This is a genomic window from Microvirga lupini, from assembly GCF_014191055.1.
In the GTDB taxonomy this organism is placed as follows: Bacteria; Pseudomonadota; Alphaproteobacteria; order Rhizobiales; family Beijerinckiaceae; genus Microvirga; species Microvirga lupini_A.
This window is the reverse complement of sequence record NZ_JACHWB010000006.1, coordinates 159,319-181,772: the sequence shown is the minus strand read 5'-3', so window position 1 is coordinate 181,772 and position 22,454 is coordinate 159,319. Positions and strand designations below refer to the sequence as shown.

Genomic DNA, 22,454 nt, shown 5'->3' with positions numbered 1-22,454 from the left:
GGTCAGGATAAGGCCGCCTCCAACTGCCCGGGCGCCGCTGCTTCGATGGGGCGCCCGGGTTCACCCTGCTCATCTGCCGGAAGAGACCCCCGCTCATGCGCCTGTCCGACCGCGTCACCGGTTCATTCGTCGCCACCTTAGGCGTGCTAGCTACCTATGGCGGCTCACAATTTCCTCCGGTGCCGGGCCAGGATGTCGGGCCGAGCGTATTTCCGATGGTGATAGGCATAGGCCTCATCCTATGCGGGCTCATGATCGCCCTTGGGATCGGGCACAGCTACGAAGACGAAGCCGAGGCCGACCTTGCCGCCGTGCAGGGACCATCGCAGCAGGCGGAGCCTGCAAGCCCTCTGGGGTCCAGGCTTTGGGCATTGCTCCCGCCCGGCCTGCTCCTGTTTTATGTCTATGCCGTGGACCGGATCGGGTTCGTCCCAACTGCGGCACTCATGATCTTCGCCTCGGCCCTCGCCTTCGGCGCCAGGCTGCGCGTAGCCCTTCCGCTCGCCGCCCTCGCCCCAATCGCGATTCATCTGATCTTTTACAAGCTCCTGCGCGTCCCACTGCCTCCCGGCCTTCTACCGATGCCCTGGTGATCATGAACGAACTCCTCGAAGCTTTCCGCCTCGTTCTCGCCCCCGACGTGCTGATCGCGATCCTGCTGTCTTCGATCTACGGCCTCGTCGTCGGATCGCTGCCGGGGCTCTCGGCCACGATGGCCACGGCACTGCTGGTGCCGGTGACGTTCTATCTGTCGCCCATCGCCGCAGTAGCGTCGATCATCGCGGCTTCCGCGATGGCGATCTTCTCCGGCGATATTCCAGGCTGCCTGCTCCGCATTCCCGGCACTCCCGCCTCGGCCGCCTACACCGACGAGGCCTATGCGATGACCCGCAACGGCCAGGCGGAGGTTGCGCTTGGAGCAGGGCTCTGGTTCAGCGCGCTGGGTGGCATCGCAGGCACGATCTCACTCGTCGTGATGGCCCCTGTGCTTGCGGAACTGGCGCTGAACTTCTCCACCTACGAGTATTTCTGGCTCGCCTTTCTGGGCCTGATGTGCGCCACCCTCGTGGCGCGGTCATCCCCGGTAAAAGCCATTGCGAGCATGCTCATTGGGCTTCTCGTTGCCTGCATCGGCATGGAAAACCCCGGCGGCGTGCCCCGCTTCACATTCGGAGTCGCGGAGCTTCTCGGCGGAATCGAGCCTATTCCGGCCCTGGTCGGCGTCTTTGCCGTGTCGGAGGTGATCCGCGCCATCGTCTCACCGGAACCGCCTCCCCTGCCGGCTCGCAAATTCGGCAGGATCCTGGCCGGTCAACTCGCCCTCACCCGCAAGTACTGGCGGCAGATGACCAGGGGCAACGTCGTCGGCATCATCATCGGCGTTCTGCCGGGGGCAGGCGCAGATATGGCGGCCTGGGTCAGCTATGCGATGTCAAAGCGGTTCTCCAGGGAACCGAAGAAGTTCGGCACCGGGCATCCGGAGGGTCTCGTCGAAGCGGGAGCGAGCAACAATGCGAGCCTGGCGAGCGGCTGGGTGCCGGCGCTGCTGTTCGGCATTCCTGGAGACACTATCACGGCAATCGCCATCGGCGTCCTGTACATGAAGGGTCTCAATCCCGGCCCGACTCTCTTCACGGAGAGAGCCTCGAGCATGTACGCGCTCTACATCATCTTCATCCTCGCCAACATCATCATGATCCCGCTCGGGATCATGATGATCCGTGCGGCGAGTTCCATCCTGCGAGCTCCACGCGCAGCGATCATGCCGGTCATCCTGGTCTGCTGCGCGGTGGGAGCCTTTGCGACCGGCAACAACCTGTTTGCCGTCATCCTGGTCGCAGTTTTCGGCATCATTGGTTATGTGATGGAGAATAACGGCTTTCCGGTTGCTGCGATGGTGCTTGGCATCGTGATGGGCACCATGGTTGAGCAAAGCTTTGTCACATCGCTGATCAAATCCGATGGGAGTTTGCTGCCCTTCTTCGAACGTCCGGTTTCCGCTGTTTTGGCAGCGATGACGATTTCTGCCCTACTATGGCCTGCATTCATCTGGTCATGGAGGCGATTCCGGCTACGACGGCAGGAACATGCGTTGTAAGAACTAGATCCAAATTAGGAAGCTGAACGGTCGTAGGTCTACCGGGCTGCTCGAGCGCGGTATCGTCGTGTCCTACGAGGCGATCCTCGTTTGGGTGAGAAGTTCGCTACTCCGTCCCCTGCTACCCGTCTGCATCGCCTTGATGCCTTGCCGGAATGGAGAACTATAGCAGGCAATGCAGCCTGAGCATTTGTACCGCCGGTCAACTCTTATTGCATCCAACAGCAGGCAACGTCGCAAGCTCCTTAGGGGTGTCTGAGTAATTCTAAGAGCTGTATTCTTTGATTTCGCTCGCGCGCTGGCACTTTGAAGTAGATAGAAAATAAGTGTGTTAGTACGTTGCACGCCCGCCGGAGATATCAAAAACGCCGCCAGTGGTGAACGAGCATTCCTCGCTCGCTAGCCAGCAGATCAAGGCGGTCACCTCCTCCACTGTCCCGAACCGCCCTATGGGGATCTTCGATAGCATGAAGTCGATATGGGTTTGGCTCATCTGGTCAAAGATCGGTGTGCGGACTGCTGCCGGCGTCACGCAGTTCACCGTGATGTTGTTCTTGGCAAGCTCCTTGCCAAGCGATTTTGTCAAACCTATCACGGCAGCCTTGGATGCGCTGTAGGCCGAGGCGTTCGGATTGCCTTCCTTGCCAGCAATGGAAGCCACATTGATGATGCGGCCATAGCCGCCCTCCAGCATCGTTGGGACGACAGCGCGATTACAGTAGAACAGGCCATTGAGGTTGACGTCAATTACCCTCCGCCAAGCATCGACAGGATACTCCCACGTCGTCGTATTCGGTCCTGTGATACCGGCACTTGCCACAAGAATATCGACGCCGCCGAGCGCAGAGAGTGTTTGCTCCATGGCAGCGTGCACACCCGCGGGGTCCGTGATGTCAACGTGGATGCTCGTCAAGCTGTCACCGATTCTGCTGCGGGCGTCCGCAAGCGTGCTTGGGCCTATATCCCAAGCTGCCACTTGCGCTCCCTCGGACACGAACCTCGTGGCTACAGCAAAGCCAATGCCCGATGCGCCTCCAGTCACAACGGCTCTGCGCCCCTGAAATCGCCTATCGCCACTCATTGCTTATCCTTCCCTTGATTGCAAAGCTAAGTGTGCCCCAATTCTCAGGCAAGTACGACCGAGGGGCGCATGTACTAGATTGCTTAGCAATGTGTGCCATTCCCGCCGCGGTGACAATTGTCCCTATAATGCTGGGGATGCGCGTTCGAAGAGCGTCGGACGAAGGGCTTGACGCTGGCGAGGATCTCGTCGGTGGACTGTATCCACACAAACGGCTTGGGATCCCGGTTGGTCTGGTCAATATAGGCTTGGATTGCGGCCTTGCGGCCATCAATACTGACAAAGGTGCTGTGCTGCAGCAAGTGTCGGGTCAGGATTGAGCACCAGCATTCCACCACGTTAAGCTACGAGGCAACGGTCGGGGGTATCCTTGCACCAATTCACGCAACTTTGAAGGCCTGCAGCGCCTCGCAATGGTCTGGAATGGGTCACTTGGCGAAATTGCGAACGCCTCGGGAATGTCTGTAGTCCCGTTTGTTAGCAGACCTTCAGTCTAGCTCGCGTATGTGCCATCAGCAGCCCTTCCGCTCCAGGCCCGCAGGGCATTAGATATGCGAGGCGGGCCCGCGGTCCTGAGGGCGGGTTGAGATCGCTTCCTGTCTGCTTTTTCCCAGCGGGCATATATATATAACCTGGAGTATAAACAAAGGGGCATCTCAGACGGCTTCGGGTAGGCGGTCGATGAGCTTATCGAGCGTGATTGGATAGTCGCGGACACGAATGCCAGTGGCATGGTAGACCGCGTTTGCGACAGCCGCCCCAACGCCGCAGATGCCGAGCTCGGCTACCCCCTTTGCCTTCATAGGTGAGGACATCGGGTCGACTTCGTCAAGAAAGATGACATCTTGATGTGGGATGTCGGCATGGACCGGCACCTCATAACCCGCAAGATCGTGGTTGACGAAGAAGCCGCGCCGCTTGTCCACGGCCAGTTCCTCCATCAAAGCCGCGCCGACGCCCATCGTCATCGCGCCGATCACTTGGCTCCTGGCGGATTTCGGATTGAGGATGCGTCCCGCCGCGCATACGGCGAGCATGCGCCGAACCCGAACCTCACCCGTTGCTGCGTCGACCCCAACCTCGACAAAATGCGCCGCAAAGGTCGATTGCTGATGCGTTTTGGCGAGGTTGCCGTACTCAATGAGATCTTCGGCAACGAGGTCACCCGCACTTGCGGCGTCGGCCAGTAGCACGCTGCGATTGCCCGACCGCACGTCGCCCCCTGAGAATACGGCATCGGCAGAATTGAAGCCGAGCTGCTGCACGACGGCTTCGCGAAGCTTGACACAGGCGGCATAGACACCAGCCGTCGCGTTGTTCGCGCCCCATTGTCCGCCGGAGCCTGCGGAGGCGGGGAACGAAGAATCACCAAGCCGGACAACAACCTTATCCAAGGCCACACCCATCATTTCCGCCGCAGTCTGGGCGATGATGGTGTAGGACCCCGTTCCGATATCGGTCATGTCGGTTTCTACCGTGACAACTCCCTCGCGGTCGAGCCGAACGCGCGCTGCGGATTTCGTCAGAAGGTTGTTGCGGAAGCCCGCTGCCACGCCCATTCCAACAAGCCAGTGTCCATCCCGCACCTGGGTAGGCTGAGGATTGCGCTGGTCCCAGCCAAAACGCTCAGCACCCAGCCGGAGACAGCCGACGAGATCGCGGTGGGAGAAGCGCCGGTCGGGGTTTTCCGGGTCGATTTGGGTGTCGTTGAGGATCCGGAACTGGACAGGATCAAGTCCAAGCTTTTCAGCCATCTCGTCTATGGCAACCTCAAGCACCATCATGCCGGGCGCCTCACCCGGGGCACGCATCGCATTGCCTTCTGGCAGGTCAAGCGGCGCGAGCCTCATGGCCATGAGGCGGTTTGCGCCCGCGTAGAGCAGCCTCGTTTGTGACACCGCCGTCTCAGGCTTGCCGTCGGCCAGATTGCCAGAAGTGCTCTCGTGCGCGATGGCCGTGATGATGCCGTCAGGGTTCGCACCGATGCGAATGCGTTGCATCGTGGCAGGCCGATGTGTCGTATTATTGGCGATCAATGGGCGGGCGAGCGCCAGCTTCACCGGCCGCTGTGCCGCTTTGGCGCCGAGCGCTGCCAGCACGGCATCGGCCCGGATGAACAGCTTTGCTCCGAAGCCGCCGCCGATATAGGGCGAGTCGAGGCGAACCTTCTGTGCCGGAATGCCAAGGATTTTGGCAATGCTGCGTTTGCCCCAGGCAATCATCTGGTTCGAAGTCCAGAGGGTGAGCTGATCCCCGTCCCACGCCGCGATCGTGGCGTGCGGCTCCATCATGGCATGGCTCTCATCGGGCGTCGTATAGCTCTCGTCGAGTTTGATCTCCGCCGCTGCGAACGCGCCTTCGAAGTCGCCGACGCGAACCTCGGGAGGCCCGCTGCTGCCCTCGCCGCTATCGTCCCCAACGAGCGGAGCATTCGGCGCCTCAGCGGCTAGGTCGAACTTGCCCGCTTCGGGCTCATAGTCGACGCGGATCAGGTAGGCCGCAGCCCGTGCTTGCTCAAAGGTTTCTGCAACCACCACGGCGATGGCTTGGTGGTAATGCTGAATAACAGGTCCGCCGAACAGATAGGCGGCATTCATCATGCCGCGCTCCAACCGTGGCATGTCGAGCGTCGTGACGATCGCTACAACGCCTGGCGCCGTTTTCGCTTCCTCCAGGTGCATGGCAGCAACCTGGCCCTTGGCGATCGCAGCACCCAGCACAAAGCCATAAGCCTGATCCGGCACTACGTCGTGCCTCTCATAGGCATAATGTGCCGTGCCGCTTGTCTTGTGTCGGCCATCGATCCGGTCGGTGGGCTTCCCAACAACTTTGAGCTGGTCGATGGGATTGGTTGTGGCGGGAGTGTCGAACCGCATGCCTCAGTTCCTCGCTTGGGATATCACGGCTCCGAGCGTACGCTCCACCAGTGGTCGCTTGAACGCATTGTCGTGGGTTGGCTTGGCATCGGCCAGAAGCTGTTCAGTGACCACCTTGGGACCGCGCGGCAAATCTGCCTCTGCGGCCTCAATCCGCCAAGGCTTATGCGCCACCCCGCCGAGAGCCACGCGTCCCGTGCCGTCCTGGTGGATGACAGCCGCTACGGAGACGAGAGCAAAGGCGTATGAAGCGCGGTCACGTACCTTGCGGTAGATCTGCCGACCGCCGAGGGGTGGCGGCAAGGTTACCGCGATGATCAATTCCCCCGCCTCCAGCGCGGTTTCCACGTGGGGGGTATCCCCAGGCAGGCGGTGAAATTCAGCAATCGGGATCGTTCTGCTGACCCCGCCGGGCTTCACCGTCTCGACCGTGGCGTCGAGCACGCGCATGGCGACTGCCATGTCGCTCGGGTTAGTGGCTATGCAGGCATCGCTCACCCCAACGATGCCGAGTTGTCGGCTGACCCCGTCCAAGGCCGAACAGCCGCTGCCGGGCTGCCGTTTGTTACAGGGCTGAGCGGTGTCATAGAAGTAAGGGCAGCGGGTGCGCTGAAGAAGGTTCCCTGCCGTTGTCGCCCGGTTGCGCAATTGTCCGGATGCGCCAGCGAGCAGAGCCCGGGATAGGACAGCATAGTCGCGGCGAACGCGTTCGTCGGCGGCAAGATCAGTGTTGCGGACAAGTGCGCCGATCCGGAGCCCACCTTCCGGGGCCGGCTCAATGGTATCGAGCTTCAGGCCGTTCACGTCGACGAGGTGCGTGGGTGTCTCGATCTGCAGCTTCATCAGGTCGAGCAGATTCGTGCCACCCGCAATGAACCTCGCGCCCGGCGTGCGGGCGACGGCGGCTGCGGCTTCACCAGGGGTGTTCGCACGCTCATACGTGAAGGATCTCATCCCTGTTTCTCCGCGACCTCGGTCATAGCCTCGACGATGTTGGAATAGGCGCCGCACCGGCAGATGTTGCCGCTCATCCTCTCGCGGATTTCCGCCTCGCTGAGTTGCACCGAGCCTGTGAGGTCAGCCGTGACATGACTTGGGATCCCAGCTTTGATTTCGTCGAGCACCGCTACACCCGAGCAAATCTGTCCGGGTGTGCAGTAGCCGCACTGATAGCCATCATGCTTGATGAACGCTGCCTGCATCGGGTGCAGGTTGTCTGGAGTGCCAAGCCCCTCGATGGTGGTGACGGTGTCGCCCTGGTGCATCACGGCTAGGGTCAGGCAAGAGTTGATCCGTCGCCCATCAACCAGAACCGTACAAGCGCCACACTGGCCGTGGTCACAGCCTTTCTTGGTGCCCGTGAGATGCAAGTGCTCCCGCAGAGCGTCAAGCAGGGTCGTACGAGTATCGATCTCCAGGGTATGAAGTTGCCCATTCACATTGAACGAGACCTGGGTCAGCACAGGCGTTTCAACGCGACTCCGCTGCGCCCCTGCCGGTAGCGGCGCTGCCGCAACCGCCGCACAAGCTCCGGCTCCAGCGATCACCTCGCGCCGATTCACATTCAGCTCACTAGGATGCGCCATGTCGGTCTCTTTCTCTGATTACAGCGGGGCAAATTCCACCCTGCCGCAGTCCGCAGGTGGCCTCGCTCGCGGGAGCGCGACCGGCTTCGGATCACTCAACAACGGCTCGCTGCCTAAAGAGGTTCAACCTGAATGCCACAAAGCTGAGCCGCTAGGAGTCTTGAGAATGTGCCGGCAAGGGTATTGTCCTGATTTCGGGGCCGAGTGCGCTAGCGCAGTCCCTGATGTCAGGCCGTGAACGCCCCTAATCTGTAAATCTTCACCTTCAAGCTAACGTCGGGATTGGATCAATCAAGGGGAATTGCAGGTGCCCTTGGAAAGTCTGCTACTCGCTTTAGCGGGTATTCGGCCTACTACGCCGATGTGCCAGGAGCTGACATGGTATCGAAGGCCTAGACGTCAGATCAGGCCTTTCCTCCCTACCCTTTTCTTAAGCCATTGCTCAACAGGTGTTACGAGTGTGGTGCTCAGAACGACGACGGCTGCACCGATGCATAACGACAATGATGGAACTTCGCTAAAGAAAATCCAGCCTGCAAAACTCGAGAAGATGATGGACAGGTAACCGATAGGGGCCAGAAGCCGCGCCTCCTGCTTCTGATAGGCCTGCAGCCAGCAATATTGGCCGACCTGGGCCAGAATCCCGATCAAGATGATGCTCGGTGCCTCAGCCCAAGGGATCGGCACCCACACGAGGGCCGCTGGAATTGATGTCAGAAGTGTGAGGCCTACTGTGTAGAAGAGCATCAGAACGATCGTGTCCTCGCCGGCTAGGCGGCGGGTCTGCACCACGGAGAGCGCGCCGAAGAACACGGACCCGAAGGCAGCGAGAAGCCCGATGCTCCAGGGAATCTCGTCGGGCCGCAGCATGATGACAACTCCGATAAAACCCACGGCTGTAAGTGCATAACGGATCCGGCTCACCCTCTCCCCGAGCATAACTGCCGCCATGGCCAGCAGGATCAGGGGACGGGTGTAGCCAATAGCAGTAACGAGAGCGAGCGGGAGAGCCGCGAAGGCTGCGAAATTGCAGGTCAGTGCCGTGGAGTTGAAGGCAACGCGCACGAGATGGCTGCGGATGTTCGACAGGTTCGCCAGCTTGGCACGGTGGTGCCACATGAGCGGCGCTACCGTCAGGAACCCGACGAGGGAGCGTAGGAAGACGAGTTGAACAGCCGGGTAGACGTCACCCTTCGCCTTGACCATAGCCTGCATGACCGTCACCAGGCTCATGTCGAGCAGCAGCCATGCCGCGCTGCTCCACAGGGAGGCTGCGGAACCGGCGGATCGGCTTTCGGCTTCAACAACCATCGACTCAGGCAGGCTGAACGAGGTTGGCCAGCAGGCGGAACGCGCCGGAGACCAGCTTGTCCAGCTGGTGGTGCAGCACGAGCGACACATGCGTGTGTCGCCCGAGCCCGATCCGAGCGGAGATCAGGGAGCCCCTGAGCGGGTTCTCGCCTGGATCGTTCAGGGCCAGCAGTTCCTCGTAGACGGGATCGTACTCCGCCGCCAAGTAGAGGCCTCTCTCCTTGTCCCAGCCCTGCCAGTCACCTGCCTCTATGCTGTTCGGGGAGGTCAGCAGAGGATGCTCAGGCATCAGGACCTTGACGGGAGCGGCGGGATCGGTCACGCGCCAGCGCAGCGAGGGCGAGCCAATGACGAGGCGGCGCGGCGGTGTGGCGGTAGGGTCCCACCCATCGGTCGGACGGTGGTAGAGCGTCACCAGATGACCGCCCTCCTCTACGAAGCGATGCAATAACACCGTCGCATCTCGGAGGTCGCGCCTGAGACCGAAGGCGAAGATGCCGATGACGATGGTCGTGAAGGCGGAAAGCGAACCAGCCTTCAGCTCGGCTTCCCCGAGATCCGTCACGTCGAGGCCGAGGCGGCGCAGGTGGGCGCCGACATTGTCGCTCCCGCCGCCCACATAGCCGATCCTGGCCCCCGCCGGGAGAGTGACATTGAGCGAGAGGACCTTCATCTCCGCCGGTTCAATGATCGATGTCGGCCGAATGTGCGGATAGGCGATGGTCCCCGCAGAACTCGCCGGCCTGCCGTTCACGATGGGAACGAACGTTGCAAGGCCAGCGCCGACCTCACGGGGCGGCACGGCAACCCAGTCGCTTCCCTCCTGGCGAATTGTCCACCCCGTCGGTACCTTCCAATCCGCCAGCTCAGCCCCGACCGCTCGCACCCGGATTCCAGAGGTAGGCTCTCCCATCCTGATGAGTGCTACCGCAGGATCAAGAGACAGAGAGTGACGTGGCCCGATCTTCAGGGGCTCTTCTGGATCGAGATCGACGTCAATCATGCGGTCTCCGACCTTTCCCGAGATGCGAAGGCCGGACGCGCCGTTGCCGCCCAGCGGATCGAAGGACTCGGGATAGTTCCCCGTGTGGGGCGCCGCTTCAGAGATCGCAATCTCATATTGCACGTGACCTGGCTCGTCACGCGTCACAGTGGCGTCAACGCCTTCCGGAAGGCGGAGCGCCGTCGTGATCTTTGTAAGCTCGCGCCCGTCGACATGCACCTGCAAGGAAAGTCGCGCGCCCGGATACGCCGGCCCGGTGAAAACGGCCCGGGCCGTGTTGACGCTGGCTTCGAAGAGAGCCGCATCGATTTCCCGTAGCTTCCGGTAGAGGCGATGGCCTACTTGGCGCTGCGCCTCCACGTCCAATCCCTTCCGAGCCTCTTCGATCCAACGCGCCGCACCGTTCAACGCTTCGACAATCCGGGAACGGTCCGGGAAAGCCGCTATGGCGGCATCGACTTGCGTCTGGGCCTCTCGCAAGGCTGTGGCCGCCGAACCGTTCATGCCCGGCATGGCCGCGATGTCGGCCAGCGTTGCGGGCACGTGATCGCGAATGTCATTCTCAGATCCGGTTTCGCCACCGGCTCGCACTTTCAGGTGCAGGCTCCACCGATCGACCGGCTTGTCCCGCCACACGCCCATGCCCTGGGAAGCGTGCGCGGCGCGCGACCACTCGCCGAGTTGCTTGTAGGCGAGGCCCGTGACTTCGTCACCACCGGCTACCTCAAGACTGAGCGTCGCGGGCGGCGGGGGCACCTCGTCATCGTAGGCGTAGCCCGCGCCCGACCAAGCCGGGAGGTAATACTTGGAGACCCGCCAGGGCTGAAGGCTGAACGCGGCATGCTCCGGAAAAGCCGACGGATCGGCCGCGAGGGCAAGCGCGGTCTCGGCCGCGCGAGTCATAGCGCGGTGATGGCCGTGCTGACCCGGCACGTCCAGGAAAGTCGGAATGACAACGTCCGGACGGTAGCGGCGATAGGCGCGCACGAGGCGCTCGACGATCCGCTCCTCGCCCCAGCGATGGAGTGTATCATCGCCGTTCTTCGAGAATCCGAAATCGTGGACCGGATCATCGGGGCCATGGCCGAGCCAAGCCACATCCGCATCCATGCGGCGCGCTGCCTCCTCCATCTCAGCCGTTCGCAGCACGCCGAGAACGCCGCCCCGCTCGGGCCCGAGTGCATTCTGCCCTCCTTCACCCCGGGTGGAGCAGGCCACCACGACCCGCATACCGTAAGCGAAGCGCAGGGCCGCCAACATTCCATTGATCTCGTCATCCGGATGCGCACCGGTGTTCATGACCGTCAGAACGGACTTCAACCGGCTGAGGGCTCGATGCAGGCGGACAAGGGCAGGCTGATGGACGGCGTGAGCCAGACGGCTGTGATCATCCAACAAGTGCAATCTCCTCGTTCATCGGTTCGCGGACGGCTGCCTGGGCAGTGTCGAGCCGAGGTGTCATGGCTTCGAGGATCGGCAGCGCTGCGGCGCCGAGTGCCGCTGTGAACCGCCCTGTGCGGCCATGGATCAGGCGCGCCTCGCTCCGGTTCCTGCGGCGTGCAACGGACAGAGGCAGCGGCTGCATGGCGCTCGTGAGATCCTCCAGTAGACCTGGCGGCAAAGCGCCGCCGAGGACGACAGCCTCCGGATCGAAGAGGTTTTCGAGCATCGCAACCTGAGGCGCGAGGTAGCTGGCCGCCTCCTTGATCCATTCTGCGATCATCGGGTGCCGCTCGCGGTGCAACTGCTCCAGGCGAGTGTAGTCGATCCCCAGAATTCCTGCCGCGGAAAGCTTTTCAGCAAGAGCCTGCACGGAGGCATAAGCTTCAAGACAGCCGTGCTGGCCACACGAGCAAAGGCGTCCGTCCCTTTCGATCAGCACATGCCCGATCTCGCCCGCATTGCCGTTTGCGCCACGGTAAGGGCGCCCGTCGATCAGGATGCCGAGGCCGAGCCCTTGCCCGAAATAGATCAGGCAGAAGTTCTTCAGATCCTTGGCTGCGCCGTGCAGGCGTTCCCCAACAGCTGCGGCAGTGGCGTCGTTCTCGAGCGTGACGGGCGCTCCGAGCATTTGTCCGATGGTTGCCACCGCGTCGAAGTCTGCCCACCCCGACAGCGTTGTGGGTCCGACGGAGGTCATGCCTTCCACGTTGAATGGGCCCGGCATCACCACCCCGACCCCGAGAAGCTGCGACACGGAGGATTTCAGCTGAGCCTGTGCAGCGACGATCTCGGCTTTGATGACAGGCAGCACGCTATCAGGGTCGTTGCGCGGGATTGCAATCGTGCGCTGTGCCCGGACGCGCCCCCCGATGTCGACCAGAAGGGTGGATATGTGATCGGCCGCAATCTCGACTCCGGCCGTCATACCGCCGTCCGGATTGACCGCGAACTGGATCGGCGGCAGTCCGCGCCCTGCCCTGAGCCGCCCGGTCTTAATGAGAAGGCCGTCGGCGACGAGGTCATCGACGATGTTCGAGACGGCCTGCGTGCTCAGATGTGCGTGGCGCGAGATCTCGGTGCGCCCCACAGGACCGAGCTGGCGCACGACGTCGAGCACCACGCGTCGGTTGTGGGAACGGTTGCGCTCCGGATTGCTGCCGATCGTTGAGCGTACCCCGGCCTTGGATTTTCTCGGCATATCCAAACTCCAGGCCGCCACGATGCCCCGGCCCATAAAATAACTCAAGTGGATTATCTTATTGACAGCTCGTTAACTCTAGGTGAGCCTTGAGGATGGATCGGTCGTTAAGGCCGGCATCAGAGATGGAACGGCGCGCAGCGCCAGCAAGAAGGGAGAGGGACATGCGTTTCGGTCATATGCTCGCGAGCGTTGCCTTGGGCTTCGCCACCCTGGCCTCCACCGGCGCCAAGGCTGTCGAGATCGAGTACTGGCAATATGTGTTCGACACACGCGTCAAGGCGATGAACCAGCTCATCACCAAGTTCCAGGAAGCGAACCCGGACATCAAGGTCAAGCAAACCACATTCCCCTACGCGGACTACCAGACCAAGGTTGCCGCCGCGATCTTGGCAGGCCAGGGACCTGACGTCGTGCAGCTGTTCTATGGCTGGACCGACAATTTCATTGCCGGCAAGATGATCCGCCCTCTGCGCGCAGAAGCCTTCCCGGCCGCTGAAATCGAGCGCGATTTCTTCCCGATCGTAAGCGCCATGAAGCGCGGCAATGATTATTATGGTCTACCAACCGCGGTGCGCTCGCTGGCCCTCTTCTACAACAAGAAGGCCTTCAAGGACGCGGGTCTTGACCCTAACAGCCCACCGAGGACGATCGACGAGCTCGTGGCTGCCGCTGAAAAGACGGTGAAGCGCGATGGCAGCGGGAACATCGTCTCCGCCGGTATGACGCTCGACATGGGCGGGCAGGACCATCAGTGGTGGCGCGAGGTGCTGATCCGTCAGTTCGGTGGCGTTCCTTACACGGAGAATGACACAAAGGTCGCCTACAACGATGAGGCCGGCCTGAAAGCGCTCACCTTCTACACAGACCTGCAGAAGAAGCATAAGGTCGGTCAAGCCGGCTTCATGGATGAGGGACAGGCAGCCTTCCGTGCAGGCCTTGCCGCCATGACTATCGACGGCACCTTCCGCCTCGGCTCCTTCGGTACGATCAAGGCCTTCGAATGGGGCGTGACCGAGCTTCCCGCCAACGCTCAAGGCGTGCGCAGCAACTATGCGAGCTACTTCGCCAACGCCGTCACCACGAAAGCGGAAGGCGAGAAGCTGGCAGCGGCCGAGAAGTTCCTGAAATACGTCACTTCACCCGAGGCCATGAAGGTCTGGATGGAAGTCGTGGGCGAATTGCCGGCCCGCCGTGAAGTGGCCCTGACGCCCGAAAATGTTGCGCATCCGGTCTACGGCCCATTCCTCAAAGGCCTCGAATATGCGCATACCACCCTGTTCAAGGACGAGGCGGCCCAGCGTCAGGTGGCCATCGACATGGCCAACCGCGTCCTGATCGGCGGCGAGGATCCTAAGGCCTCCCTGGAAAAGGCCGCGGAGGCCGAACAGGCAATCATCGACCGCGCCAAGCGCTAATCTACGCCCGCGAGGAAGCAGCGCATGTCCACCGTCTCACATCGGGAGGTCGCCTCCGGCGGCCTCTGGTCGAGGATGAGCCTCGGTCAGAAGCAGGTGATCTGGGCGTGGAGCTTTCTCGCGGTTCCGCTCGTCTTCTACGTAGTCATCCGCTTCTGGCCGACCTTCCAAGCCTTCTACCTGTCGGTGACCGATTGGACGATCACCAAGCCTGCCGCTTTCGTCGGGCTAGAGAACTACGGGAGGCTGCTCGGGGATCCGCTGTTCTGGCAGGTGTTCCGCAACACCTTCCTGTACCTGATCCTCGGCACGCCGATCAGTCTGCTGATCTCCTTCGTGGTGGCCTACTACCTCGACCGCGTGCGGTTCATGCACTCATTCATCCGCGCGCTGTACTTCCTTCCCTTCCTTACGACCGCAGCGGCGATGGCCTGGGTCTGGCGCTGGTTCTACCAGCCTGTTCCCATCGGGGTGATCAACGACGTTCTTTCCAGCTTTGGCATCCCGCAGCAGCCGTTCCTGCGCTCCACCTCGCAGGCGCTGCCGGCCGTGCTTGCGCCCGCGGTCTGGGCAGGCCTAGGCTTCCAGATCATCATCTTCCTGGCGGGGCTCAGGGCTATTCCCGTCACCTATTACGAAGCCGCGCGCATTGATGGCCTTCCTGAAGGCGCTATCCTGCGCAAGATCACCCTGCCGCTGCTGAAGCCGACCCTGGTGTTTCTCGTCGTTTTCTCGTCCATCGGCTTCCTTCGCATCTTCGACCAGGTCTACAACATCAACACGAACGATCCCGGCGGGCCGCTGAACTCCACCAAGCCCCTGGTGCTGATGATCTACCAGACTGCCTTCAGCTCCTATGAGATGGGATATGCGGCTGCTCAGACCGTGGTGCTGTTCGTGATCCTTCTCGTGATATCCCTTGTTCAGTTGCGCCTCATGAGAGACCGCTGATGAAAGCCGCCGCATTCCCACCGGGCCTTATGATGCCACATATCCGGCCAGGCCGGATCCTTTGCTGGACGCTGCTGTTTATTGGCGGCGTCATCATGGTGACACCCCTGCTCTTCATGCTCTCGACGTCCCTGAAGGACGCTTCGCAGGTCTATGACCTGCGCGTGATCCCCGAGACGCCGACCCTCGACAACTACATCGAGATCCTCGGTGACGGGCGCTTCACCCGCTGGCTCATGAACTCGACCATCGTGGCGGTGATCGTCACCCTGTCGAACGTGTTCTTCGATAGCCTCGTCGGCTATACGCTGGCGAAGTTTCGCTTCCGAGGCCGCTACATCGTCTTCATAGCGATCCTGTCCACCCTGATGATCCCGACCGAGATGCTGGTCCTGCCCTGGTATCTGATGGCGAGCCAGTTCGGCTGGATCGATAGCTATTGGGGCATCATGTTCCCAGGGATGATGACGGCGTTTGGCACCTTCCTGATGAAGCAGTTTTTCGAAGGTGTGCCGGACGACTTTCTGGAGGCGGCGAGGATCGACGGACTCAACGAGTTCACAATCTGGTGGAAAATCGCCATGCCGCTCGTCACCCCTGCCCTCTCGGCACTCGCCATCTTCACCTTTCTCGGCAATTGGACGGCGTTCTTTTGGCCTCTCATCGTGACCACGAGCGCTGAACTCTACACCCTGCCTGTCGGGCTCTCCAGCTTCGCGGTCGAGCAATCGATCCAATGGGAGAAGATCATGACGGGCGCGAGTATCGCGACCCTACCGACCCTCATCATCTTCCTGTTTCTCCAGCGTTACATCGTCCGAGGCGTGATGCTCACCGGGCTGAAAGGCTGAGCCGATGACTGCAGGCTCCTACAACGACAGCTCCATATTCCCTAATCCGGTCTACAAGGAAGCCGTTCTGCGCCCGCTCTTCGACGGCGCGAAGGATCACCATGTCGAGGCCTTCCGCCGGATCGACAGGGCTCATCTCGTGATGCTACATGAGACTGGTATTCTGACAATCGAGCAGGCCCGTCCGATTGCTCAATCGCTTGAAGCGATCGACCGCGAATTGGACGTTAGCGCCCTCACTTATACTGGAGAGGTCGAGGATTTCTTCTTCCTGATTGAGAAGGAGCTGCGCACACGGCTCGGTCCGGATCTGGCAGGTCGACTTCACACCGCACGCTCGCGTAATGACATCGATCATACCCTGTTCAAGCTCGGTCTTAAATACCGGATCGATTCGCTGCTGGAGCGTCTCGTCCGCCTTGCCGAAACCCTAGCGTCGGTTGCCGAGCGGGAGAACAGTACACTCATCGTCGCCTATACCCACGGTCAGCCGGCCCAACCGACCGTCTTTGGGCATTATCTTGCGGCGGTGCTGGAGACCCTGCTGCGTGACATCACAAGGCTGGAGGCGGCCCGTGATATCGTGGACCGCAGCCCGATGGGAGCCGCGGCCATTACCACAAGCGGCTTTCCCATAAACAGAGACCTGATGGCGCGGCTTCTCGGCTTCAGCCGTCCCCTGCAGAACTCCTATGGCTGCATCGCGGCAATCGACTACGTCACCTCGACCTATTCAGCCATCGAGCTGATCTTCCTGCATCTCGGGCGCTTCATCCAGGACCTGCAGTTCTGGACAAGCTTCGAGGTCAGCCAAGTCTATGTGCCCAACGCCTTCGTGCAGATCAGCTCGATCATGCCGCAGAAGCGCAATCCGGTGCCCATCGAGCACATGCGCCACCTTGCCTCCCAGACGGTCGGTCGGGCGCAGGCCATGCTGACGATCATGCACAACACTCCGTTCACCGACATGAACGACAGCGAGGGCGAAAGTCAGGGCTTCGGATATGGCGCTTTTGAGAGCGGCGGGCGCGTGCTCGACTTGCTCACGGCGCTGGTTCCGGCGCTACGCATCAATGCTGACCGGGTGCGTCAGAACATCCGCCGCAGCTGCATCACAGTGACCGAGCTCGCCGACAGCCTCGTCCGTCGTGAGGGGCTTTCATTCCGGGAGGCCCACGAGATTGCAGCAGCCGTCGCTCGCGCGGTCGTGGCCATAGAAGGTGACATCGGGATCGACGGCTACAAGGTCTTCCGGGAGTCTTTCGAGCACTGCACTGGACGTCCAGCGAACATCAACGAGGATGACTTTGCTAAGATTGTTTCGCCCGAGAACTTCGTCGCTGTACGCGACCGGTTCGGTGGACCGGCGCCTAGGGCGCTCTCCCAGGCCATCGCCGCCTACAATGATGAAACATCTGGCATTCGCAAACGCATGCAGAACGCGGCGCAGCGCGAGCAGACCTCTGCACATGACCTTCAATCCCGTTTCACAGCACTTATGGGAGCCCAGTAGTGGCCACCATTGACCTTAATCGCCTCATCAAACGCTACGGGCATACGACTGTGGTCCACGGCATCGATCTATCAGTCCGCGACGGCGAATTCGTCGTCCTCGTGGGCCCTTCGGGCTGCGGCAAGTCGACGACCCTCAGGATGATTGCCGGGCTTGAGGAAATCAGCGGCGGCGAGATCCGGATCGACGGACGTGTCGTCAACGATCTTCAGCCCAAGGATCGGAACATCGCCATGGTGTTCCAGAACTATGCCATTTATCCGCATATGACAGTCGCGGACAACATTGCCTTCGGCCTCTATCGCTCCAACCTCTCAAAGAGCGAGAAACGTCAGCGCGTCGAGCAGGCTGCCGAAACCCTCGGCCTTTCCCAGCTCCTCGATCGCCGCCCCTCGGCGCTGTCGGGCGGCCAGCGCCAGCGGGTCGCCATAGGCCGGGCGATGGTGCGCGATCCGGCCGCGTTCCTGTTCGACGAGCCCCTTTCCAATCTCGACGCCCAATTGCGCACCCAGATGCGGATCGAGATCAAACGACTCCACCACAGGCTCGGCACCACCTCGGTGTTCGTCACGCATGATCAGGTCGAGGCCATGACGATGGCCGACAGAATCGTGGTAATGCGCGATGGCAGGATCCTGCAGGTGGGTACGCCTCTCGAGCTGTACGAGAACCCGGTCGATATATTCACCGCCCGCTTCATCGGCAGCCCGACGATGAACTTGCTGCCGGCATCCCTACGGGATGGAGGAGCGGATCTGGCGCTTGGTGGATCCGTTCAGGTTCCGTCAGCCGCAGCGACCAGCGCGGACATCCTGGTTGGCGCACGACCGCAGGATCTTGTCCCGAGCAGCCCCGGCGTGCCAGGACTGACCGTGTCGGGCACGGTAGTGGTTGTGGAAACCCTCGGCTCGGAGACCCTCGTGCACATCGAGAGCGCTGGCCAGACCGTCATCGGCTCCGCGCCGGGTCGGCAGATCCCGCAGATTGGCGAGCATCTGACACTCCATGCCCCGGCAGAGCGCCTCTATTATTTCGACGAGGCCACCGAGAAAGCGCTGGCAGCCCGATGACCGGAACGCCTATGGAGCGCAGCAAGGTCCTATGTCTTGGGCGGACCTATTGCGACATCATCTTCACGGGCCTGCACGAGATGCCAGTGCTGGGACGCGAAAGGTTTGCAGATAACGTCACTATCGCGGCCGGCGGTGGGGCCTATATCACGGCGGCGCACCTCGCCTCCCTAGGGCGACCGGCTGCCCTCGTCACCCGCCTTGGTTCGGACCCACTGTCGCAGAGCCTCAACCCGGAACTCGAAGCCAGCGGGATCGATCTGTCGTTCGTCGAGCGGTCACATGACGCCGGCCCTCAGCCGACGGTGGCTCTGGTCAAAAATGGGGAAAGAGCGTTCGTGTCCCGGCGTGCAGGTGGGTCACGCCCGGCGACCCTCGAACAGGCTCTCTCGGCCGATGGTGTCACCCATCTGCACATCGCGGAATTTGCCACCTTGAAGGACACTCCGGAGGTGATCGCCTTGGCTCGCAGTTTTGGCCTGACGATCTCCCTTGACCCGAGTTGGGACGATGAACTGATCCGCCGCGACTCGGACTTCTTCGAGATCTGCGCGGGTATCGACCTGCTGCTTCCGAACGCCGAGGAGGGAGAGGCGCTGACTGGAGAAAGCGCGGACGATGCGATTCTGGAGAGCCTGCGGGAGAGATTTCCATTGGTGGTGCTCAAGCGCGGCGAGGGCGGTGCCATGGCCTCCTGCGGATCGACCTGCGTCTCTGCTGAAGCGCTTCGGGTGAAGGTGGTCGATACAACAGGAGCGGGTGATGCCTTCAATGCTGGCTTTCTGCACTCCTGGCTCAGCACTTCAGACCTAGAGAGAAGTTTGGTGGCTGGAATAGAAGCGGGGGGATTGTCTGTTCAGTCTGCAGGCGGTGTCCCACCACGCATGTCCTGATCGGCCTCACTTAATATCGTCAGGTGGAACGCAGCCAGTTTGGTTACTGGCTGCAAGCCAAATATTGACGTGTAGGTCGGCATCGCCGGAGCTTTAGTGCTGCGCAGGACAGTTCCAGCGAGACGGACCATTGTCTGAGGAATTGCCGCAAGAGCACTGTGGTCCGGTTTGGGTCATTCTACGCCGATCCCTTACGCTCCTGGAACGTCTGCTGTTTCTTGCTGGAGCAGACACTCGTTCTTCTGCCTTGTGCCAATTCCTGACCTTTATTCAGACTGGCGGTCGCGCCGATGGCCAAAGCTCTGAAAGATCCACTTGAGCGTGAAGTCAGGGGCGGTGTAGCCCTCCAGAGCAAGACACGGACAAGATGCAGCAGGAGAGGTGCACCCGGGCCAGGCACATGCCTCGGCGATCAATACTCCGGCACCAATCGCTCCTCGACCAGAGGAATATCCATGTGGCAGGAGAGGCCATCTGGGTCATAGGCGATGCTGATCGTTGCGTGGCATTGATGGGTCAGCACCCGATGCAGCAGCGTCGAGCCAAAACCCTTGCGCCGCGGCGGCTCCACACGAGGACCACCACGCTCGACCCAGTCAATCGCAAGCCGACGCCCTGCTTCAACATCCTGGACCGTCCAAGCCACTGCGATCTGCCCGCCCGGAACTGAAAGTGCCCCGTGCTTGGCTGCGTTCGTGGTCAGCTCATGCACAGCCATCCCAATCGGCACAGCTAGATCCGCTGAGAGTTCAACCGACGGTCCGTCAAGGGAGATCCGTCGCTGCGCGCCATCGTCATAATGAGCCAGCTCATTCCTGAGCATCTCGACCAGCGGTGCCGTCTGCCAGTAGTCCTCGGTCAGGAGATTATGCGTGTTGGCTAGCGAGACGATGCGATCCGCAAAGGACTGGTAGAATTCGTCGACTGAATGTGTCGAGCGGGCGGTGGCTCCGAGCAGCCCTTGGACCGTCGCAAGGGTATTCTTGACCCGGTGATGCAGTTCGCGGATCAACAGCGCTTGGCGCTCGTGCGCCTGCTGCCGCTCCTTGAGATGCGCCTCCACCTCCCGCTGCCGCTGCCGCGCCCGCATGGCGGATCGTACGGCATTCACCAACACAGCCGGATGGAACGGTCGCTCCAGCACGGTAACATTCCCGAGTAGGTCAGTCAGGTGCTCGACGGGTGAGCCGCCGCGCTGGGTCAGCAGGATAAACGGAAAGTCGGACCAGGGCGGCTGCACCTTGATCCACTCGGCAAGCTCCCGCCGGTCGGCGCTGAGAAGCGCCTCCTCTGTGATCACCGCGCAGGCCGACCCATCCAACTCGGCGACAAGTGCCTCAAGGCCGGGACATATCGTGGCTTTGATCCCGAGCTCGCCAAGAATGGCCGCTGCCACCGTGCCATCCCTCCCGTGAGGGGCGAGGATCAGTACGGACACCTCATCGGCCTGCATCATTGTCGCTCTCACGCTCCTCGAGAAGCGAGGCGCGTTGGCCCTCGAACGTCGGTACGCCTGTCAACACACCCCGGAACTGCTCCAGCGGCGGACCAACGCGCAAACCCTGACTGTCGATCCGGAACTCCCGGATCGTGTCCTCGTGCGAGCCCGTGCGCCGCTTCACCACCGACAGCGCCCGCCGGATGCGGCCGTTCGCTTCGAAGAAACGCAGAAGGACGACGGTGTCGCTGAGGTAGGTCAAGTCGATCGGCGAGACCATCTGGCCGATCATGCCGTGCTGAGCCAGGATCAGGATCGTGACCACGCCTTGCTGGTTCAGGTAGGTCAGGAGCTCGTGCATCTGGAGCACGATGAAGGGCTGCTCCGGCATGGCGTTCAGGTACCCGGTCAGGCTGTCGATGACGACGACCTTCGCGCCGCCTTGCTCGACGGCTTCCCGCACACGGCCAGAAAATTCGCCGGGCGAGACGTTGGCCGGGTCGATCTGCTCGATGCGAAGCCGTCCGGCCTCAACGTGAGGCGCCAAGTCGAAGCCGACGCCCTTGGCTCGTTGCAGAAGAATACCGATGGTCTCGTCGAAGCTGATCATGAGGGCAGGCTCGCTGCGCTCCAGGGCGGCCCAGAGATAGCCCAGCGCCAACGTGGACTTGCCCGCCCCCGACGGGCCAACCACAAGGGTGCTCGTGCCGCGGCTCAGGCCACCACCCAGGATGGTGTCGAGTTCCACGATGCCGCTGGGGATCGCGTCAAAGGCAAACTCCCTGTGATGATCAGCCGCCGTAAGGCGCGGAAAGATCCGCAAGCCACCCCGCTCGATGATGAGGTCGTGGTAACCACCCCGAAAGGCCGTGCCCCGCATCTTCGTCACCGTGATCCGGCGCCGTTCTGAGCCGTATGCCGGGACGATCTGCTCAAGACGGATGACCGCATGGCTGATGGAGTGCAGGTTGAGGTCGTCCTGCTCGGACGTGAGGTCGTCGAGCATGAGGACGGTTGCATCATTGAGCAGGAAGTAGCTCTTCAACGCCAGCACCTGTCGACGGTAGCGCAGGGACCCCTGGGACAGAAGCCGGATCTCGGAGAGCGAGTCGAACACCACCCGGCTGGGTTTCACCCGTTCGATCTCGGCCAGCGCCATGCGGACCGTCTCGCCGAGTTCCAGATCGGAGGAATAGACAAGGCTTTGCTGCTGCTTGGGATCGAGGCTCAGCTCCGGCGGGACAAGCTCGAAGATCTCGATGCCCTCAAGCGACCAGCCATGGCGGGAGGCGACGGACAGTAGCTCGCGCTTGCTCTCGGATAGGGTGATGTAGAGGCAGGATTCGCCCAGCTTGGCACCGGCCATGAGGAATTGCATCCCCAGCGTGGTCTTGCCGGAGCCCGGCCGGCCCTCGATCAGGTGGGCGCGATTGGCGGCATACCCACCCGCCAGGAGGTCGTCGAGGCCTGGAATCCCTGTCGGGATCGGAGCGGCATCGGAAGGCGACGAAAGCGTCATGGACAGTCTCAACAGGTAAGCGGGTTCGGTTGGGTTGGCGATCGAACCCGTATGCTGCGCATCAGGTCTGAGCCCGTCGCACAGGCCGGTAGATCGTCGTTTGAAGGGCACTTGGGTGTCCTTGTAGACGGGAGCTTTCGATCTGTCTGTCTACATGTGCACACATGGTCCAGCTTATGTTCACAATTGAACGTAAGTTGCTCTT

At 61.5% G+C, this 22,454-nt stretch carries 17 protein-coding genes; 8 read left to right on the top strand and 9 right to left on the bottom strand.

Going from position 1 to position 22,454, the window contains the following annotated elements:
* The first annotated feature begins 95 nt into the window (after nt 1–95).
* Together FHR70_RS19585 and FHR70_RS19580 are read left to right on the top strand one after the other, a co-directional pair.
* Nucleotides 96–593: a tripartite tricarboxylate transporter TctB family protein gene (locus tag FHR70_RS19585; RefSeq protein ID WP_183453320.1), complete on the top strand. Its 498-nt coding sequence runs from the start codon at nt 96–98 to the stop codon at nt 591–593.
* Between the two features lie 2 nt (nt 594–595).
* Nucleotides 596–2,098: a tripartite tricarboxylate transporter permease gene (locus FHR70_RS19580; protein ID WP_210277710.1), complete on the top strand. Its 1,503-nt coding sequence runs from the start codon at nt 596–598 to the stop codon at nt 2,096–2,098.
* A gap of 331 nt (nt 2,099–2,429) precedes the next feature.
* Here FHR70_RS19580 and FHR70_RS19575 read toward each other — a convergent pair whose 3' ends face one another.
* The 7 genes from FHR70_RS19575 to FHR70_RS19545 all read right to left on the bottom strand — a co-directional run bounded on the left by FHR70_RS19575 (nt 2,430) and on the right by FHR70_RS19545 (nt 12,596).
* Nucleotides 2,430–3,179: an SDR family NAD(P)-dependent oxidoreductase gene (locus tag FHR70_RS19575; protein ID WP_183453317.1), complete on the bottom strand. Its 750-nt coding sequence runs from the start codon at nt 3,177–3,179 to the stop codon at nt 2,430–2,432.
* A gap of 656 nt (nt 3,180–3,835) precedes the next feature.
* Nucleotides 3,836–6,055: an aldehyde oxidoreductase molybdenum-binding subunit PaoC gene (gene paoC / locus FHR70_RS19570; RefSeq protein WP_183453316.1), complete on the bottom strand. Its 2,220-nt coding sequence runs from the start codon at nt 6,053–6,055 to the stop codon at nt 3,836–3,838.
* A gap of 3 nt (nt 6,056–6,058) precedes the next feature.
* Complete coding sequence (locus FHR70_RS19565; RefSeq protein ID WP_183453314.1) at nt 6,059–7,009, bottom strand: FAD binding domain-containing protein; 951 nt, start codon at nt 7,007–7,009, stop codon at nt 6,059–6,061.
* Nucleotides 7,006–7,641 (bottom strand): aldehyde dehydrogenase iron-sulfur subunit PaoA, encoded by a 636-nt coding sequence (gene paoA / locus FHR70_RS19560; protein WP_183453312.1) that lies wholly within the window; start codon nt 7,639–7,641, stop codon nt 7,006–7,008. Before paoA ends, FHR70_RS19565 begins: the two co-directional genes overlap by 4 nt.
* 399 nt (nt 7,642–8,040) lie before the next feature.
* Complete coding sequence (locus FHR70_RS19555) at nt 8,041–8,952, bottom strand: DMT family transporter (RefSeq protein WP_183453310.1); 912 nt, start codon at nt 8,950–8,952, stop codon at nt 8,041–8,043.
* A gap of 4 nt (nt 8,953–8,956) precedes the next feature.
* Complete coding sequence (locus tag FHR70_RS19550; RefSeq protein ID WP_425487885.1) at nt 8,957–11,353, bottom strand: PIG-L family deacetylase; 2,397 nt, start codon at nt 11,351–11,353, stop codon at nt 8,957–8,959.
* On the bottom strand, nt 11,343–12,596 hold the full coding sequence (locus tag FHR70_RS19545; protein ID WP_183453308.1) for an ROK family transcriptional regulator: 1,254 nt from the start codon (nt 12,594–12,596) through the stop codon (nt 11,343–11,345). Before FHR70_RS19545 ends, FHR70_RS19550 begins: the two co-directional genes overlap by 11 nt.
* Nucleotides 12,597–12,760: 164 nt before the next feature.
* Between FHR70_RS19545 and FHR70_RS19540 the strand changes: the two genes are divergently transcribed.
* The 6 genes from FHR70_RS19540 to FHR70_RS19515 all read left to right on the top strand — a co-directional run bounded on the left by FHR70_RS19540 (nt 12,761) and on the right by FHR70_RS19515 (nt 19,292).
* A complete protein-coding gene (locus FHR70_RS19540) occupies nt 12,761–14,014 on the top strand; it encodes a sugar ABC transporter substrate-binding protein (RefSeq protein ID WP_183453306.1) in 1,254 nt (417 codons plus the stop codon).
* Between the two features lie 75 nt (nt 14,015–14,089).
* Nucleotides 14,090–14,965: a carbohydrate ABC transporter permease gene (locus FHR70_RS19535; protein ID WP_425487887.1), complete on the top strand. Its 876-nt coding sequence runs from the start codon at nt 14,090–14,092 to the stop codon at nt 14,963–14,965.
* A 29-nt stretch (nt 14,966–14,994) separates the two neighbouring features.
* Nucleotides 14,995–15,816, top strand: coding sequence for a carbohydrate ABC transporter permease (locus FHR70_RS19530; protein WP_210277712.1), 822 nt, complete (start codon nt 14,995–14,997; stop codon nt 15,814–15,816).
* 4 nt (nt 15,817–15,820) lie between these two features.
* Nucleotides 15,821–17,329: an argininosuccinate lyase gene (gene argH / locus FHR70_RS19525; RefSeq protein ID WP_183453300.1), complete on the top strand. Its 1,509-nt coding sequence runs from the start codon at nt 15,821–15,823 to the stop codon at nt 17,327–17,329.
* Nucleotides 17,329–18,399 carry a sn-glycerol-3-phosphate ABC transporter ATP-binding protein UgpC gene (locus FHR70_RS19520; RefSeq protein WP_183453298.1) on the top strand — a complete coding sequence of 357 codons (1,071 nt, stop codon included), beginning with the start codon at nt 17,329–17,331 and terminating at the stop codon, nt 18,397–18,399. The genes argH and FHR70_RS19520 overlap by 1 nt, the downstream gene beginning before the upstream one ends.
* Nucleotides 18,396–19,292 carry a carbohydrate kinase family protein gene (locus FHR70_RS19515; RefSeq protein ID WP_183453296.1) on the top strand — a complete coding sequence of 299 codons (897 nt, stop codon included), beginning with the start codon at nt 18,396–18,398 and terminating at the stop codon, nt 19,290–19,292. The genes FHR70_RS19520 and FHR70_RS19515 overlap by 4 nt, the downstream gene beginning before the upstream one ends.
* Before the next feature lie 412 nt (nt 19,293–19,704).
* Here the strand turns inward: FHR70_RS19515 and FHR70_RS19510 are convergent, their stop codons facing one another.
* Entirely contained in the window at nt 19,705–20,745 is a 1,041-nt protein-coding gene (locus tag FHR70_RS19510) for a sensor histidine kinase (protein ID WP_425487886.1), read from the bottom strand.
* Nucleotides 20,732–22,249: an ATPase domain-containing protein gene (locus tag FHR70_RS19505; RefSeq protein ID WP_183453292.1), complete on the bottom strand. Its 1,518-nt coding sequence runs from the start codon at nt 22,247–22,249 to the stop codon at nt 20,732–20,734. The genes FHR70_RS19510 and FHR70_RS19505 overlap by 14 nt, the downstream gene beginning before the upstream one ends.
* Nucleotides 22,250–22,454: the final 205 nt, after the last annotated feature.